The sequence below is a fragment of the Pseudomonas sp. NPDC077649 genome (assembly GCF_044542855.1).
GTDB lineage: Bacteria > Pseudomonadota > Gammaproteobacteria > Pseudomonadales > Pseudomonadaceae > Aquipseudomonas.
On sequence record NZ_JBITVF010000002.1, the window covers coordinates 127,096 to 142,608 of the forward strand.

Annotated in this window: 16 protein-coding genes; 6 read left to right on the forward strand and 10 right to left on the reverse strand. The window is 66.3% G+C overall.

From position 1 onward, the window contains the following. Nucleotides 1–4: 4 nt before the first annotated feature. The 5 genes from ACIGFL_RS07650 to pedF form a co-directional block, all read right to left on the reverse strand. On the reverse strand, nt 5–1,135 hold the full coding sequence (locus ACIGFL_RS07650) for a methyl-accepting chemotaxis protein (protein WP_397496742.1): 1,131 nt from the start codon (nt 1,133–1,135) through the stop codon (nt 5–7). 144 nt (nt 1,136–1,279) lie between these two features. Further along, nucleotides 1,280–2,209: a quinoprotein relay system zinc metallohydrolase 1 gene (locus tag ACIGFL_RS07655; protein ID WP_397496743.1), complete on the reverse strand. Its 930-nt coding sequence runs from the start codon at nt 2,207–2,209 to the stop codon at nt 1,280–1,282. Between the two features lie 53 nt (nt 2,210–2,262). Then, nucleotides 2,263–3,012, reverse strand: coding sequence for a quinoprotein dehydrogenase-associated SoxYZ-like carrier (locus ACIGFL_RS07660; protein WP_397496744.1), 750 nt, complete (start codon nt 3,010–3,012; stop codon nt 2,263–2,265). Between the two features lie 27 nt (nt 3,013–3,039). Next, a complete protein-coding gene (locus ACIGFL_RS07665) occupies nt 3,040–3,912 on the reverse strand; it encodes a substrate-binding periplasmic protein (protein WP_397496745.1) in 873 nt (290 codons plus the stop codon). A 148-nt stretch (nt 3,913–4,060) separates the two neighbouring features. Beyond that, entirely contained in the window at nt 4,061–4,480 is a 420-nt protein-coding gene (gene pedF, locus ACIGFL_RS07670) for a cytochrome c-550 PedF (RefSeq protein WP_397496746.1), read from the reverse strand. A gap of 289 nt (nt 4,481–4,769) precedes the next feature. Here pedF and exaA point away from each other — a divergent pair, with 289 nt between their 5' ends. Next, the gene (exaA, locus tag ACIGFL_RS07675; protein WP_397496747.1) at nt 4,770–6,632 is read left to right on the forward strand and encodes a quinoprotein ethanol dehydrogenase; all 1,863 of its coding nucleotides are present in this window, start codon (nt 4,770–4,772) and stop codon (nt 6,630–6,632) included. 114 nt (nt 6,633–6,746) lie between these two features. Then, nucleotides 6,747–7,400 carry a pentapeptide repeat-containing protein gene (locus ACIGFL_RS07680; RefSeq protein ID WP_397496748.1) on the forward strand — a complete coding sequence of 218 codons (654 nt, stop codon included), beginning with the start codon at nt 6,747–6,749 and terminating at the stop codon, nt 7,398–7,400. A gap of 34 nt (nt 7,401–7,434) precedes the next feature. On the opposite strand, the gene ACIGFL_RS07685 is transcribed toward ACIGFL_RS07680, so the two are convergent. The 5 genes from ACIGFL_RS07685 to ACIGFL_RS07705 form a co-directional block, all read right to left on the reverse strand. Then, complete coding sequence (locus tag ACIGFL_RS07685; protein ID WP_397496749.1) at nt 7,435–8,256, reverse strand: helix-turn-helix transcriptional regulator; 822 nt, start codon at nt 8,254–8,256, stop codon at nt 7,435–7,437. Nucleotides 8,257–8,408: 152 nt separating this feature from the next. Then, nucleotides 8,409–8,948: a YbhB/YbcL family Raf kinase inhibitor-like protein gene (locus tag ACIGFL_RS07690; RefSeq protein WP_397496750.1), complete on the reverse strand. Its 540-nt coding sequence runs from the start codon at nt 8,946–8,948 to the stop codon at nt 8,409–8,411. Between the two features lie 184 nt (nt 8,949–9,132). Further along, a complete protein-coding gene (locus ACIGFL_RS07695) occupies nt 9,133–9,783 on the reverse strand; it encodes a response regulator (protein ID WP_397496751.1) in 651 nt (216 codons plus the stop codon). Continuing rightward, the gene (locus ACIGFL_RS07700) at nt 9,780–11,045 is read right to left on the reverse strand and encodes a HAMP domain-containing sensor histidine kinase (protein WP_397496752.1); all 1,266 of its coding nucleotides are present in this window, start codon (nt 11,043–11,045) and stop codon (nt 9,780–9,782) included. Before ACIGFL_RS07700 ends, ACIGFL_RS07695 begins: the two co-directional genes overlap by 4 nt. Then, the gene (locus tag ACIGFL_RS07705) at nt 11,046–11,483 is read right to left on the reverse strand and encodes a copper-binding protein (RefSeq protein ID WP_397496753.1); all 438 of its coding nucleotides are present in this window, start codon (nt 11,481–11,483) and stop codon (nt 11,046–11,048) included. A 158-nt stretch (nt 11,484–11,641) separates the two neighbouring features. Between ACIGFL_RS07705 and ACIGFL_RS07710 the strand changes: the two genes are divergently transcribed. The 4 genes from ACIGFL_RS07710 (at nt 11,642) to ACIGFL_RS07725 (ending at nt 15,477) form a co-directional block, all read left to right on the forward strand. Then, the gene (locus tag ACIGFL_RS07710; protein WP_397496754.1) at nt 11,642–12,817 is read left to right on the forward strand and encodes an ABC transporter substrate-binding protein; all 1,176 of its coding nucleotides are present in this window, start codon (nt 11,642–11,644) and stop codon (nt 12,815–12,817) included. A gap of 97 nt (nt 12,818–12,914) precedes the next feature. Then, a complete protein-coding gene (locus ACIGFL_RS07715; protein WP_397496755.1) occupies nt 12,915–13,880 on the forward strand; it encodes a YVTN family beta-propeller repeat protein in 966 nt (321 codons plus the stop codon). Then, on the forward strand, nt 13,877–14,689 hold the full coding sequence (locus tag ACIGFL_RS07720; protein ID WP_397496756.1) for an ABC transporter ATP-binding protein: 813 nt from the start codon (nt 13,877–13,879) through the stop codon (nt 14,687–14,689). The genes ACIGFL_RS07715 and ACIGFL_RS07720 overlap by 4 nt, the downstream gene beginning before the upstream one ends. Further along, nucleotides 14,686–15,477 carry an ABC transporter permease gene (locus ACIGFL_RS07725; RefSeq protein ID WP_397496757.1) on the forward strand — a complete coding sequence of 264 codons (792 nt, stop codon included), beginning with the start codon at nt 14,686–14,688 and terminating at the stop codon, nt 15,475–15,477. Before ACIGFL_RS07720 ends, ACIGFL_RS07725 begins: the two co-directional genes overlap by 4 nt. Nucleotides 15,478–15,513: the final 36 nt, after the last annotated feature.

Genomic DNA, 15,513 nt, shown 5'->3' on the forward strand with positions numbered 1-15,513 from the left:
CTGCCTACCCCGTCAGCTGAGCCAGGTGGTGGGCGATCCGGCGAGCCTGATCGGCCGCCTGCAGGTTATCGGCATTGCCCTGGCGCACGCGGTCAGCCAGCTCGGCGATCTCCGCCACGGCCCGGCCCTGCTGCTCGGTGCTCACCGCCACCTGATCCACCTGTTCGGTCAATTGCCGGGTGCGCTGCTGCACCTCGCCGAGCAGCTCGCCCACGCTCGCCGAGCGGTCGGCGCTGCGGTGGGCCATGGCGGCCAGATCCGCCACTTGCTGCGTGGCCTCCTGAATGCGCCGCTGCACCGATTCGATGTTGCGGCCAATCTCCGCCGCCGACTCCTGGCTGTGCTGGGCCAGGCGGCGCACCTCATCGGCCACCACGGCAAAGCCGCGCCCGCTGTCCCCGGCGCGCGCCGCCTCGATGGCGGCGTTCAGCGCGAGCAGATTGGTTTGCGCGGCGATACCGCGAATGGTTCCGGACATCTCGCTGATGCTGTGCGAGTTACTGTTGAGCTGCAGGATCAGTTCGTTGGTGGCCAGCGCCTGCTGCGCCATATCGGTCACCTGATGCACCAAAGTGGCGAGCTCGGCCAGGCTGTTGGTCAACTGTTCGCTGGCCAGCACGCTGGTCTGCCGCGATTCGTCGGCCAGGGCGGCAACCTGCACGATGCTGACGTTCAGCTGCTCCACCGCCGCCGCCGCGACCGCCGCCGAGTCGCTCTGCCCTTCGGCGTTGCGCGTCACCAGGGCCGCGCTGCGCTCCAGTTCCAGGGACGAGTGGGAAATCTCGTCGAGCCGCTGCTGCAACAGCTGGCGCTGGCGCTGCGTCTGCAACAACCACTGCTGCAGGCCCGCGCCTATGCCGGGCAAGAGCAACCATTCGCCGGCCCCGGCGACCTGTTGCAGACCTTGCGGCGGGGCGCCGCTGCAGAACCGCTGCAGGCGCTCCAGCTCCCGGGCCAGGGACCACAGGCTGGCGAGCGCCAGATAGGCCAGCAGGCCCCAGAACCCCGCCACCAGGCCGGGCCACCAGAGCATGGCCGCGCCCCCCGCCAACACCAGCCCCCCCTGCAGGCGCAACACGCCGCCGATACCCATTGCGCGCAGCAGCAGCTGTGCCGGATAGCTAAGTCCATTCATCAGCCGAAACTCCAAGCCGGAACAAAAAAAAGCGCCTGATTCGCCGCGAACGAGCCGCAGCGGATTCAGGCGCCATTGCCTTGCAGGAGCGAGTCCTGTTGGTTTGATGCCTTAGCCAGGCAAGACTGATGCCATCTGCTTCGCCTACCGCTGCAGATCCAGCCGCTGCAGGGCGTCGCGCTCGTAGCGCGGATACAGGTGGCTGACGCTGCGGATCAGCTCATAGCGCGTTAGATTCACCTGGGTGAAGCGCTCGGGAATAGGCGTGCGGATCAGCTCGTTCATCTCGGCGCCCTGCTCGGCACCCTGGCGCAGCAAGCCATCGAGCCAGGCGAGGTAATCGCGCATCTGCACAAAAGGCGCCGCGTCCGTGGCGACGGGGCCGTGACCGGGCACCAGCAGTTTCCAGGGCAAGGCTTCGAGACGATCCAGATCGGCCTGCCAAACCTCCAACCCGGGGCTGTTCGGCGTGGTTAGCGCACGCTGGTAGAACAGCAGGTCGCCGGCGAACAGCACGCCCGTGCGCTCGTCGAGAATCGCCAGGTCGGCGCCGGTATGGCCGCGCAGCGCCAGCAACTGCAGGCGCCGGCCGCCGATTTTCAGGGTGCCTTCGTGCAGCTGCTCGGTGGGCAGCACCACCTCGGTGCCGCGCATCCAATCCCCAACCAGGCGGTACATGTTCTCCGCCATGGCATCGCCCTGCTCGGCCAGCAACCGGCCGGTTTCAGGCAGCGCGGCGATGGGCACGCCGGCGAAGGCCTGGTTGCCCAGTACATGGTCGGGGTGATGGTGGGTCAGCAGCACGCGCGTGACCGGCTTGCCGGTGACTCTCTCGATGCTCCGGCGCAGTGCCTCGCCGTAACGGCGCGAGGGTCCGGTGTCGATCACCAGCACGCCATCGGCGGTTTCGATAAAGCCGACGTTGACGATATTGCCACCGTTGTCCACGGCGAAGTTGTCGGTGCTACCTTCCAGCAGCCAGACGCCATCGGCGATCTGCCGTGGTTGCAGGTGGTAGTCGAGCGCCTGGGCCAAGCTGGCGAGCAGGCAGGTCAGCAGTAGCATCCAGCGCATGGAGGCCTCCTAGACGTGGTTGGTGCGTACAGCGCCCCCTACCGGCCGCAGCCTTAGAACGCGGCCTGGAATTCGTTGCCGTTGTTATCGCGCAGCCACAACTCGGCAGGCTGCTCGCCGCGCAGGTCGAAGCTCAGCGTCGGATTCTCGCTGACCGCCGGGAACAGCTCGATGCGCCCCAGCACCTGCCCGCCCTCGCCGCGCAGTTCGGCCTGTTCGATGTAGAACTCGGGGATGCCGCCGACCAGGCCGTTGTCCATCGGGTGGGAAACCTGCAAACGCAGGCGGCTGTGCTCACCACGCACGAAGCGCTTGCCCAGCACCTGGCCCAGGCGTTCCTCCCAACCGGCTTCGGCACGCACCACGCTGGGCGCCGTGCAGCCGCCGCCGGCGGCATCCACCCGCGCCGAGCCGATATGCCAGACGCCGTCGTCGGTGAGCACCGCGGCGCGGATCGGCGTGGCCTGTTCGACGCGAATGCGAATGGCCAGGCTCGGCTCCAGCAGCTCGCCCGGCGCGAAGTCGAAGATCTGCGCGATGGGATTGAGCTCGGCCCAGGCCAGGATGCGCTTGACCTTGCCGCGGTAGGCGCTGGCGTCGATCTGGATCGGCACCTGGCGCGCGTCCTCGGCGAAGGGCGGCACCTCGAGGCGAATCTGGTCGTCGAAGACGAAAGGCTCCCCGCTCAGCAGGCGCTGGTGATGGTAGTCCCACATCACCGAGCTGATCGGATCGGGCGCGGCGGCCCGCGCTTCCCAGGCCCAGGCGAACAGGGCCAGCAACACCAGGCTACGCCAATCCATCGCCCACCTCCGCTGCGGCTGTGGCCGCTATTGGTATTGTTCCGGCTTCTCGTAGCGCAGGCCGTAACGCGCATACAGGCGCTGGAGCGAGCCGTCGAGAATCAGGGTTTCCAACTGTTCTTCCAAGGCGTAGGCCAGTTGGCGGTTGGTTTCGTGCACCGCCATGCCGATTTCCCAGATCTGCCGACCCATGTCCGGGTAGGCGTTCTCGGCCAGCGCCAGATTGGCGTCACGCGCCTCGTGCAGCAGCCATTCGACCTCACCGCGCAAGGCCATCACCGCATCCACCTCGCCATCCCGCATGGCGGTGAAGGCCAGTTGCGGCGTCGGGTAGTGGTGGGTCTGACCGGCGAGCATGCCGCCCTTGAACGAGCTGAGGTAGAACGAGGGCACGCTCTCAACCTCCACCCCCACCGGGTGCAGGCGCAGTACGGCGATGCTCGGCACCTCGGCCAGCCGGCGGCGGTCATGGGCCAGTTGCCAGCGCTCGCGCTGGTAGGGGCCGAACATCACCACCAGCTCGTTGATCAGCTCGCCCAGCTCGTTGCGCTTGTAGGAGAACTCGCGATCGTAGGGCACGCGCAGCATCAGGTCGGCCAGCTCGCCCTGCGCGGTGACGCGGCCGCGCCAGATATAGTCGCGCAGATCGTCGTCGAGCTTCTCGCCGGGTGGCGCCCAGATCAGTTGCAGCCTCAGTCCCAGGCCGTCGGCCAGCGCCTTGGCCAGCTCGTAGTCGATGCCGCGCGGCTGGCCGTCCTGTTCAAAGCTGTAGGGCGGGAAGTTCTGGTACAGCGCCACCCGCAACACGCCGGACTCGTTGATACGGTCGAAGTCGCGCACCTGCGCCTGCGCCGTGCCCAGGCACAGCAGCAGGCCGCATAACAGGATCAGCCGGCGCATGAGCTCAGAGCTTGTGAAGAAATCGTCGCGAGCGAAGGCAGGTCGCGTTTCGCCGGAGCACAGCAAGCGGAGTGTATTGAAATACATGAGCATTGCGAGCACCGCCGAAGCGCGAGATGCCGAGCGCAGTAGATTTATCATCAAGCTCTTATTCCTCGACGTGCACGCTCTCCAGATAGGTACGCACCGCCCACAGCGCCTCCTGGCTGAGGAAGTCGGCCATCTTCGGCATGTAGACGCGGCCATCGCGCACCGCGCCGTTGATCACCCGCTCCTTGAACCACTCGTCGCCCATGGCACCCAGCTCGAGCAGGCGCAGATCCGGGGCGATACCGCCGGACTTGGCTTCCAGGCCGTGACAGGCGGCGCAGTTCTGGTTGTAGGCCGAGGCGCCGATCTCGATGGCGCGCGGGTTGTCGCGGTAGGGGTTCTCCTCCAGCCATTCCTCGCCCAGCGGCTCCAGCCCATCGGTGTTGACTGCCTGCGGCACCACGTCGCCATGCGCCCAGAGCTGAGTGGATGCGGCCAGCAGCACCAGGGCCAGGGTGGAAGTGAGTTTCTTGTTCATGGCTAGGACCTCATCGAAAGCACGCAAGACGGCTCGTACGGAGCTCGTGGGGCCATCTTAGAAAGGCCGCGCCAGGCGCCGAATGCTGCTTTGGTGGTCGCGTCCTAGTCCCTTGGTAGTAGGGCTTGGGTGGGGGTTTTGGTGATGCCTTGGCAGCAAGGCCAAGTCATGTGCCGGTCGGGAAATCCTCCCGGCAAAGGCGGGAGTTTTTCCGTAGGCGCGAAGGTGGCCGGGTTCCACCATCGGCATGCCACTGCGGCGATCACTTTCTTCAACGGGAAGCACAATCATGACAACAACAAAACTACCCAGCCCCCCGCGTCCGCTGACGCTCGCCCTGCTGCTGGCCGGCGGTCTCGCGCTGAGCCAGGGCACGCTGGCCAAGCCGGTCACCTGGGAAGACATTGCCAACGACCACCGCACCACCAGCAACGTGCTGCAGTACGGCATGGGCACCAACGCCCAGCGCTGGAGCCCGCTGGCCCAGGTCAACGCCGACAACGTGTTCAAGCTGACCCCGGCCTGGAGCTATTCCTTCGGTGACGAGAAGCAGCGCGGCCAGGAATCCCAGGCCATCATCCACGACGGAGTGGTCTACGTGACCGGCTCCTACTCGCGGGTCTTCGCCCTCGACGCCAAGACCGGCAAGCGCCTGTGGACCTACAGCCACCGCCTGCCCGACGACATCCGCCCGTGCTGCGACGTGGTCAACCGCGGCGCCGCCATCTATGGCGACAAGATCTACTTCGGCACCCTCGACGCCCGCGTCGTGGCGCTGAACAAGGACACCGGCAAGGTGGTGTGGAACAAGAAGTTCGGCGATCACGCCGCCGGCTACACCATGACCGGCGCGCCGACCATCGTGAAGGACGGCAAGAGCGGCAAGGTGCTGCTGATCCACGGCAGCTCCGGCGACGAGTTCGGCGTGGTCGGCAAGCTGTTCGCCCGCGACCCGGACACCGGCGAGGAAGTCTGGATGCGCCCGTTCGTCGAAGGCCATATGGGCCGCCTGAACGGCAAGGACAGCACCCCGACCGGCGACGTCAAGGCGCCGAGCTGGCCGGACGATCCCAACTCCCCCACCGGCAAGAAGGAAGCCTGGAGCCAGGGCGGCGGCGCGCCGTGGCAGAGCGCCAGTTTCGATGCCGAGACCAACACCATCATCATCGGCGCCGGCAACCCGGCGCCGTGGAACGGCTGGGCGCGTACCAGCGACGGTGGCGATCCCAAGGACTACGACAGCCTGTACACCTCCGGCCAGGTCGGCGTCGACCCCACCACCGGCGAAGTGAAGTGGTTCTACCAGCACACCCCGAACGATGCTTGGGACTTCTCCGGCAACAACGAGCTGGTGCTGTTCGACTACAAGGACAAGGACGGCAAGGTCACCAAGGCCACCGCCCACGCCGACCGCAACGGCTTCTTCTATGTGGTCGACCGCGCCAACGGCAAGCTGAAGAACGCCTTCCCCTTCGTCGACAAGATCACCTGGGCCAGCCATATCGACCTGGAAACCGGTCGCCCGGTGGAAGTCGAAGGCCAGCGTCCGCCGAAGCCGAAGGCCGGCGAAAGCAAGGGTGAAGTGGTCGAGGTTTCTCCGCCCTTCCTCGGCGGCAAGAACTGGAACCCCATGGCCTACAGCCAGGACACCGGCCTGTTCTACGTGCCGGCCAACCACTGGAAGGAGGACTACTGGGCCGAGGAAGCGCACTACAAGAAGGGCTCCGCCTATCTGGGCATGGGCTTTCGCATCAAGCGCCTGTACGACGACCACGTCGGCATCCTGCGCGCCATGAACCCGACCACCGGCAAGGTCGCCTGGGAACACAAGGAACGCCTGCCGCTGTGGGCCGGCGTACTGGCCACCAAGGGCAACCTGGTGTTCACCGGCACCGGCGACGGCTACTTCAAGGCCTTCGACGCCAAGAACGGCAAGGAGCTTTGGAAGTTCCAGGTCGGCACCGGAATCATCTCCCCGCCCATCACCTGGGAGCAGGACGGCGAGCAGTACATCGGCGTGACCGCCGGCTACGGCGGCGCCGTGCCACTGTGGGGCGGCGACATGGCCGAGCTGACCAAGCCGGTGGCCCAGGGTGGTTCCTTCTGGGTGTTCAAGCTGCCGAGCTGGGACAAGGCCAGCGCCCAGCGCTAAGGGCTGAACGCATGGCGCACCGTAGGGTGCGCCATGCGCACCAGCTTTTCGCGCTCCCATCTCGCCATCCGCGTTTATCCGTGGTGCGCACGGCGCACCCTACAAGGACTCGCCATGAACTACCTGCCTCTGCTTATCCCGGTCCTGCTGCTGGTGCTCGGCAGCCACGCCATCGGCGCCGAGAACGATGGCGTGCCGCAGATCAACGGCTGCCGCATCGAACCCGACAGCCAGTGCCCCAACGCCAACCTGCGCGGCGCCGACCTGCGCAACCTGGACATGCGCCGTATGAATCTCACTGGCGCCGACCTGTCCGGCGCCGACCTGCGTCACGTCAACCTCGACCTGGCACAGCTGGAAAAGGCCCAGCTACGCGGTGCCAACCTGACCCGTGCCAGCCTGCAACAGAGCAACCTGCGCGGCGCCGACCTGTCCGCCGCCAGCCTGGTGGCCATCCGCGGCTGGGGCCTGTTTGCCCAGGCTGCGCAATTTGAAGGCGCCGACCTGCGCGCCGCCGATCTGGAATTCGCCCGCCTGTCCGGCGCCATGCTGCACAACGTCCAACTGCAGGCCGCCAATCTGGAAATGACCTGGCTGAGCAAGGCCGACCTCAAGGGCGCGCACCTGCAGGACGCCAACCTGCAGGAAGTGAAACTGGGCGGCGCCAACCTGGAGAATGCCAACCTCAGCGGTGCGCGCACCCGCTTCGGCAATTTCCAGGGCGCCAATATGCCGGGGTGCGTGGAGTGCCCAAAAGGCTGGGATTGATCCGGGGCGAGACTTGCGGCCGCCGGCAGCCCCCCTAATCGGGCTCGCGCGTTTTCCTGAGCTCGGAGGGCGTGATGCCGAATTGTTGCTTGAATCTATCGGTGAAGCGCGACTGCGACTGGTAGCCACAGCGCTCGGCAATGCGGCCGATGGGCTCCATGGTCGTCTGCAGCAAGAACAACCCCTGCCCCAGCCTGGCCCTGTTCACGATCGACTTGATGCTGGCGCCCTCGCCCTTCAGTCGGCGACGCAAGGTCGACTCGCTGACCGCCAGCCGCTCCGCCAGCCGCCCGACACTCCAGGCAGAGGCAATATTGTCGCTGACGATAGTGTGCAACTGGTGACTGAGACTCGGGGGCCCGACGATGCCACTCACCTGGTCGTAACCGGACAGGTGGATCAGCTGCAAAAGCTCCTGCCTGCGCAAATGCCACAAGTCACGAGGCGCATAGGGCGCCCACTCGATAAATTGCATCAGGGTTTTAGCCAACCTGGCGTCTATACCGCCCTGAATGTAGCGAGTCTCGACACTTCGCTTGTTCTTGAAGCAATCGAAATCGCTAAGTTCGAACTCGATCAGAACGGCCAAGTACTCCTTACCCGGAATATTTCGCATATCGATATCCGAGGCATTGGAGAGAAAGAGAAAACTGCCGGTCGGACAGACTATTTCCCCCGTCGCCCCCAGTTGCTTGATGCCGGCCAGCACGAAGATCAGCAACGGTTTGCTGACGGGCGCGTTGAGGATGCGCTGCTCCTTGTAGGAGGAATACAGCGAAAACGGCAGTGCGCCATCCTCGCGCTGCACCGCTCTCGCCAGCTCTATCAATCCCTGCATCTGCTCCCCCGCAGCCATAAAAGCGCCCCGCCACTGATCATGCTGGCTACCTGAAACGACGAGCCCGTCCTTTGGGACGGGTCACAGGCCATCTGACGCAATGTCACCTGACGCGAGCGCAGCGAGAATACCTCGCCGGCCTTACTCAAGCGACGTCCGCGGCTCCAGTTTTACTTGCGCTCGTACAAGGCCTCGATAGTGCTGGAGGCGAGCGAGTTGGCGCGCACCATATAACCGGTCAGTGCGCCCGAGGCATCTTCGGGCAGCTCCAGCTTTTTCGACAGTGCGAATACGGTGAACTGGTAGCGGTGCACGCCGTGACCTTCCGGCGGGCAAGCGCCACCGAACCCGGCGACGCCGTAATCGTTCCTGATGCTGATACTGCCGGTCGGCGCCGCGGAGCCGGCGGCCAGGGCGGTCACTTCCTTGGGGATATTCACCAGTTGCCAATGCCACCAGCCGCTGCCGGTCGGCGCGTCCGGGTCGTAGGCGAATACCGCGAATGCCTCGGTGCCTTCCGGCGCACCGCTCCAGGCCAGTTGCGGCGACAGGTTACCGCCGGTGCAGCCGAACCCTTGAAACTCCTGGGCGCTGCTCATGGCTTTGCCCTGGACGATATCACTGCTGGTCAGTTTGAAAGAATCCGCCTGGGCGGCGGTGCAAAACAGAACGGAGACTGGCAGAGCCAGTTTGCAGAACAGGTTGCGCATGGGAATGATTTCACTCGAATAGTACAAAGCGCGAGGATCATAGGGAGTTCGAGGAGACCCGGTTAGACGGAAAACAATCAACTTTTAGCCCGAAACCGTCGTCAGCTCGGCAGTATCGAAGGGCGCGACCCTGAAGTTCGAGCTGCTGCCAGTTGAGTCGGAAGCCTGGCGCCTCATCGGCAGGTCAGGAACTCTCCAATCCCACCCGCACCACCCCACTGTCGATGGCCAGATGCACCAGTTCCGCCTGCGAGCCGATCTGCAGTTTGTTCTTCACCAGGGTCTGGTAGTTGGACAGGGTCTTGGCGCTGATGCACAGCTTCTCGGCGATCTGCCTCGGTGGCAGGCCGCGGGCGAGCATGACGAAGATTTCGAACTCGCGCTGGGTCAGTTCGCGCAGGCGAGGGTCGAGGCCGCCTGCGCTGGCGGGGTTGCAGGCCAGCAGGGTGGCCAGGGGTTGTTCGATATAGGCGTGGCCGGCGGCGGTGCGCTTGACCGCCTCCACCAGCACTTCCGGTGACGAGCTCTTGGTCAGGTAACCGATGGCGCCGGCGTCCAGCGCCTGGCGTACCAGGGGCAGTTCGTCGTGCATGCTGAAGAACAGCACGCGCAGTTGCGGCAGGCGCTGGCGCAGGCGGCGGGTGGTTTCCAGGCCGCTGATGCCGGGCAGGCCGATATCCATGATGACCAGGTGCGGTATCTCCTCCTGCACCCGTTGCAGCGCCTGCTCGCCGTCGCTGGCCTCGCGCAGTTGCACCTCCGGCAACAGCGCGCGCAGCAGGCTGGCATAACCCTGGCGTACCACGGCATGGTCGTCCACCAGCAGGATCTTCATCGCGTCGCCTCCAGGGGAATGCTCAGGCACAGCGCCCAGCCCGCCTGTGGTCGGCTATGCAGGCGCAGTTCGCCGCCGAGGCTGCGGCTGCGCTCACGCATCGAGCGCAGGCCGATGCCGGGGCGCAGCGGCAATTGCGTACCGCGACCGTTGTCGCGCACCAGCAGACGCAAGCCCTGGCCGCGTCGCTGCAGGCGAATGCGCACCTCGCTGGCGTCGGCATGGCGGGCCACGTTGGTCAGCGCTTCCTGCACCAGCCGATAGAGATGGCCCTTGCTGGCCAGCGGCAGGCTGGGCAGCCGCTCGCCCAGTAGCAGGCGACAGCGGATTCCCTGGGCCTGCTGCCAGTCGGCGGCCAGTTGCTGCAGGGCCGGGCCCAGCTCCAGGCGCTCCAGGACCACCGGATAGAGGTCGCGGATCAGCCGGCGAAAGCCGTGTTGCAAGCGCTCGCAGTTGTGGTCCAGTTGGAGCGCGGTGTCCTGCACCTGCTGCGGCCGGTCGGCGACGACCTTGAGCAGGCAGGCCTGGGCACGAATGCCGCTGAGGTACTGGCCCAGGTCGTCATGCAGGGTCTGGCCGAGACGCGTGCGCTCGCGCTCCTGCAGTTCCAGCAGCGCCTGGGTCAGCTCGGCGTTGTCCGCCTGCACCTGCTGCAGGGTGGTGGCCATGGCGTTGAAGTGCCCGGCCAGGCGCTGCGCCTCGGCCAGGCCGTGGTGTTGCAGGCGGGTGTCGAAGCGGCCGGCGCCGACCTGGTTCAGGGCCGCCAGCAACTCGTCGAGCACGCCCAGGCCGCGGCGCACGGCGAAGCGGATGGTCAGCAGGCTCAAGGCCAAGGCGAAAGCGCTGAGCAGCAGCAGCTGCAACAGCGAATCCTGGATCTCCTCGATCTCGTCAAAGGGATCGAGGACGATGCTCAGTTCGCGACCATCGTCCAGCGGCCAGACGTCGGCCACCAGCGACGATGAACCCAGCAGGCGCTCGGCGATCCAGTGTTCGATGGCACTCTCGCTCTGCACCTTGGGTTGCTCGCCCGGCTGCAGCCAGCTGACACGGATATGCCGCAGGTTGTCGGTCAGCTCCGGGCGCAGGCTGGCGGGTCGGGTACGAGCCACCTCGCCCAGGTATTCGACCACCGCTTCGGCGGCCAACAGTTCGCGGCGCACGTCCTGGCTGGCCTGGCGCAGCAGCAGCGCCAGGCCGATCAGGGTCACCAGCACGAACAGCAGGCTGACGCCGAGGTTGATGCGGCCGAGCGCGCTCATCTACTTGACCACGAAATGACCGAGCATGCCCTTGCCTTCCAGGCCCTTGGCGTAGAAACGGAACTTGCCCGGCTTGACCGGCAGGAAGAAGATCTCCGCCTCGCCGGCATCCTCGAATTCCAGCTCGGTCAGGGTCACCGCCTTGATCTCCACGCCGCCGGCCTCGACCTTGCGCAGGTAGATGGCGGTGGCGAACTCCGGTGCCTGGAAGGCGTATTCCTTCTGCCCGCTGGCGATGATCTTGAGCTGGTAGGCCTGGCCGGTCTGCAGCTGATACTCGCTGTGCGACATGGCGTAGTCGCTTTCCTCGCTGCCCAACACCAGGTCGGGCAAGGCGACCGGGCGACGGGTCATGTCGCCGGCGGCCTGCAGGTTGTCGACGCCGAGTAGGCTGAGGATCAGCAGCAGCGGCAGCGTAAGGACTTTGATGATGCGCATGGAGGTTCACCTGTTGTTGTTATGGGCCTGGTGACCATGCTAGGGAGCGGACGACCGTTGCGATTTACTACCTTGGTACGGCCCCGCTGGTACTTTGGGCATATTTCCCGAGGCGGGGGCTGTTCCTATGCTGGGGCCATCCGACCGGGAGCCGCCCCATGCGCCAGATTCGCCAGTCCACCCTGCTAGTTCTCGCCCTACTCTATGCCGGCGCCGCCTGTGCCAGCGAGCTGCAGGTGCGCATCGGCTACCTGGCCCACCTGCCACCGCGCGGCCCGCTGCTGTCCAATGTCATCCCCGAACCCGAGGACGCCGGCAGCCGCGGCGCCGAACTGGCGATTGCCGACAGCAACAGCACCGGACGTTTTCTCAAGCAGGGCTACAGCCTGGAGAGCGCCGAGCATGAGGAGGTGGACGAGCTGCTCGCCGCCGCCGAACAGCAGCACCAGGCCGGCATTCGCCTATTTGTGATCAACGCCCCCGCCGCGACCCTGCGCCAGCTCAGCCAGCGCCTGCCCGACAGCCTGCTGCTCAACGCCGGCAGCGCCGACGACGGCCTGCGTCGCCAGCAGTGCCTGGGCAACGTGCTGCACACCCTGCCCAGCCGCGCCATGCTGGCCGACGCCCTGGCGCAGTTCCTCGCCGTGCGCAAATGGACGCGCTGGCTGCTGGTGACCGGCAGCACCGAGGACGACATCGCCTATGCCGAGGCGCTAAAGCGCGCCGCCAAACGTTTCGGCCACAAGATAGTCGCCGAGAAACCCTGGAGCTTCGACAACGACCAGCGCCGCAGCGCCCAGGCGGAGATGCCGCTGTTCACCCAGGCCGCCGAGTACGACGTGGTGCTGGTGGCCGACGAGCGCGGCGACTTCGGCGAGTACCTGCCCTACAACACCTGGTACCCGCGCCCGGTAGCCGGCAGCCAGGGTCTGACCCCGACCGCCTGGCACAAGACGGTGGAAACCTTCGGTGCCGCGCAGCTGCAGAAGCGCTTCGAGGAACTCGCCGGGCGCTGGATGAACGACCGCGACTTCGCCGCCTGGATGGCCGTGCGCAGCCTGGCCACGGCCATCACCAAGCTACGCGCCGCCGAACCGCAGGCCATCCGCCACCTGCTGCTGAACGAACAACTGCCGCTGGACGGTTTCAAGGGCCGCAAGCTGAGCTTCCGCCCGTGGAACGGCGAGCTGCGCCAGCCGATTCCGCTGGTGCATCCGCGCGCCCTGGTCAGCACCTCGCCGCAGGACGGTTTCCTCCACCCCAGCAACGAAATGGACAGCCTCGGCTACGACCGCCCGGAAGTGAGCTGCGATCTGGCGGGTAACGCGAATTGATAGTGCGCACGGCGCACCCTACCGCGTCCGTGTCACACGACCCCGTAGGGTGCGCCGCGCGCACCGGCAAAACCGACATAACAAGAGGATCACCCCCATGCGCCTTACCCCTCTCGCCTGCGCCGTCGCCCTCGGCCTGAGCTGCCACACGGCCCTGGCCGCCACCGCCTACGTATCCAACGAGAAGGACGACAGCATCAGCGTGATCGACCTGGACACGCTGGAGGTCACCGACACCCTGGCCGTCGGCATGCGCCCGCGCGGCCTGCTGCTGTCCTCCGACAACAAGCTCTTGTACATCTGCGCCAGCGATTCGGACCGGGTGCAGGTGATGGACCTGACCACGCGCCAGATCGTCAAGGAGCTGCCCTCCGGCGCCGACCCCGAGCAGTTCGCCCTGCACCACAACGACCGCTGGCTGTACATCTCCAACGAGGACGATGCGCTGGTCACCGTGGTCGACACCCAGAGCGACGAGGTACTGGCGCAGATCGAGGTGGGCGTGGAGCCCGAAGGCATGGCGGTGAGCCCGGACGGCAAGTGGGCGGTCAACACCAGCGAGACCACCAACATGCTGCACTGGATCGATACCGCCACCCAGCAACTGGTGGACAACACCCTGGTCGACCAGCGCCCGCGCCACGTCGAGTTCGACCAGGACGGCAAGCGCCTGTGGGCCTCGGCCGAGATCGGCGGCACGGTCACGGTAATGGACGTCGACTCGCGCGAGATCCTCAAGGTGCTGCGCTTCGAGATCAAGGGCGTGCACCCGGACAAGGTGCAGCCGGTGGGAGTCAAGCTCAGCGATGACGGCAAGTACGCCTTCGTCGCCCTCGGCCCGGCCAACCATGTGGCGGTGGTGGATGCCAAGAGCTACGAAGTGCTCGACTACCTGCTGGTGGGCCGGCGCGTCTGGCATATGGCCTTTACCCCGGACCAGCAGCGCCTGCTGACCACCAACGGGGTCAGCGGCGATGTGTCGGTGATCGACGTCGATGCGCTCAAGGTGAGCAAGTCGATCAAGGTCGGCCGCTATCCCTGGGGCGTGGTGGTGACGCCATGAACGCCCTCGAGGTTAGCGGGGTGAGCTTCGCCTACGGGACGCGCCAGGCCTTGGCCGGCCTGGATGTCGAACTCACCGCCGGGCGCTTCGCCGCCCTGCTCGGCCCCAACGGCGCCGGCAAGTCCACCCTGATCGCCCTGCTCACCCGCCTGTATGACCTGCAGAGCGGCGACATCCGCATCTTCGGCCACAGCCTGGCCCGCGAACCGCGCCAGGCGCTGCGCCAGCTCGGCGTGGTGTTCCAGCAGAGCACCCTGGATCTCGACCTCTCGGTGCAGCAGAACCTCGCCTACCACGCCGCCCTGCACGGCATGCCCAGGCGCCAGGCCAACGCCCGCATCGACGAGGAGCTCGAGCGCCAGGAGCTGAGCGAGCGCCGCCATGACAAGGTGCGTACGCTCAACGGCGGCCATCGCCGCCGCGTGGAGATCGCCCGCGCCCTGCTGCATCAGCCGCGCCTGCTGCTGCTCGACGAGGCCAGCGCCGGGCTCGATCCGGCCAGCCGCCAGGCCCTCGGCCGCCACGTGCGCAACCTGTGCCGCGAGCAGGGCCTGAGCGTGCTGTGGACCACCCATCTGCTGGACGAGATCGAGCCCGCCGACGAGCTGCTGATCCTCCATCGCGGCGAGCGCGTGGCCCGCGGCAAGGCCGCCGAGTTCGGTGACCTGGCCATCAGCTTCGCCCGCCTGACCGGCGACGAAGCCCTAGGCCGCGGCCATGTGCGCGAGGCACTTCGTCCCAACCTGGACATCCGGGCCCGTAGGAGCGGCTTCAGCCGCGAACACCCAGCCGAGGAGGCTCGACCATGACCGCCTACTGGCACTGCCTGCGCGGTATCGTGCTGCGCGAATGGCTGCGTTTCGTCCTGCAGCGCTCGCGCTTTCTCAGCGCCCTGGTGCGCCCGTTGCTGTGGCTACTGGTATTCGCCGCCGGCTTCCGCGCGGCGCTGGGCATCGCCATCATCGAACCCTACGACACCTACATCACCTACGACACCTACATCGTGCCTGGCCTGGCCTGCATGATTTTGCTGTTCAACGGCATGCAGGGCTCGCTGTCGATGGTCTACGACCGCGAGATGGGCAGCATGCGCGTGCTGCTCGCCAGCCCGCTGCCGCGCGCCTTCCTGCTCGCCGCCAAGTTGCTGGCCACGGCGCTGATCTCGCTGCTGCAGGTCTATGCCTTCCTCGCCATCGCCTGGGTCTACGGCGTGCAGCCGCCGGCCTGGGGCCTGCTCGCCGCGCTACCGGCGCTGCTGCTGGTGGCGCTGCTGCTCAGCGCCCTGGGCCTGCTGCTGTCCAACGGCATCCGCCAGCTGGAGAACTTCGCCGGGGTGATGAATTTCGTGATCTTCCCGTTGTTCTTCCTGTCGTCCGCGCTCTACCCGCTGTGGAAGATGCGCGAATCCAGCGAGTGGCTGTACTGGCTGTGCGCGCTCAACCCCTTCACCCATGCCGTGGAGCTGGTGCGCAACGCCCTGTACCTGCGCCTGCACCTCGATGCGCTGCTGATCTGCAGCGGCCTGACCCTGCTGTTCGCCGTGCTCGCCGTGGCCAGCTTCAACCCGCAGCACGCGGCGTTGCGCAAGGCCGGTTGAGAGGAGTTCTGGCCGTTCGCCATTACGACTCTTACT

Bases quoted from the DNA above. Each gene is read 5' to 3' on its own strand.
- ACIGFL_RS07700 (WP_397496752.1), bottom strand. From the start codon at position 11,045: ATGAGCGCGCTCGGCCGCATCAACCTCGGCGTCAGCCTGCTGTTCGTG.
- ACIGFL_RS07650 (WP_397496742.1), bottom strand. From the start codon at position 1,135: ATGAATGGACTTAGCTATCCGGCACAGCTGCTGCTGCGCGCAATGGGT.
- pedF (WP_397496746.1), bottom strand. From the start codon at position 4,480: ATGAACAAGAAACTCACTTCCACCCTGGCCCTGGTGCTGCTGGCCGCA.
- ACIGFL_RS07680 (WP_397496748.1), top strand. From the start codon at position 6,747: ATGAACTACCTGCCTCTGCTTATCCCGGTCCTGCTGCTGGTGCTCGGC.
- ACIGFL_RS07690 (WP_397496750.1), bottom strand. From the start codon at position 8,948: ATGCGCAACCTGTTCTGCAAACTGGCTCTGCCAGTCTCCGTTCTGTTT.
- ACIGFL_RS07720 (WP_397496756.1), top strand. From the start codon at position 13,877: ATGAACGCCCTCGAGGTTAGCGGGGTGAGCTTCGCCTACGGGACGCGC.
- ACIGFL_RS07665 (WP_397496745.1), bottom strand. From the start codon at position 3,912: ATGCGCCGGCTGATCCTGTTATGCGGCCTGCTGCTGTGCCTGGGCACG.
- ACIGFL_RS07695 (WP_397496751.1), bottom strand. From the start codon at position 9,783: ATGAAGATCCTGCTGGTGGACGACCATGCCGTGGTACGCCAGGGTTAT.
- ACIGFL_RS07660 (WP_397496744.1), bottom strand. From the start codon at position 3,012: ATGGATTGGCGTAGCCTGGTGTTGCTGGCCCTGTTCGCCTGGGCCTGG.
- ACIGFL_RS07705 (WP_397496753.1), bottom strand. From the start codon at position 11,483: ATGCGCATCATCAAAGTCCTTACGCTGCCGCTGCTGCTGATCCTCAGC.
- ACIGFL_RS07715 (WP_397496755.1), top strand. From the start codon at position 12,915: ATGCGCCTTACCCCTCTCGCCTGCGCCGTCGCCCTCGGCCTGAGCTGC.
- exaA (WP_397496747.1), top strand. From the start codon at position 4,770: ATGACAACAACAAAACTACCCAGCCCCCCGCGTCCGCTGACGCTCGCC.
- ACIGFL_RS07710 (WP_397496754.1), top strand. From the start codon at position 11,642: ATGCGCCAGATTCGCCAGTCCACCCTGCTAGTTCTCGCCCTACTCTAT.
- ACIGFL_RS07685 (WP_397496749.1), bottom strand. From the start codon at position 8,256: ATGGCTGCGGGGGAGCAGATGCAGGGATTGATAGAGCTGGCGAGAGCG.
- ACIGFL_RS07725 (WP_397496757.1), top strand. From the start codon at position 14,686: ATGACCGCCTACTGGCACTGCCTGCGCGGTATCGTGCTGCGCGAATGG.
- ACIGFL_RS07655 (WP_397496743.1), bottom strand. From the start codon at position 2,209: ATGCGCTGGATGCTACTGCTGACCTGCCTGCTCGCCAGCTTGGCCCAG.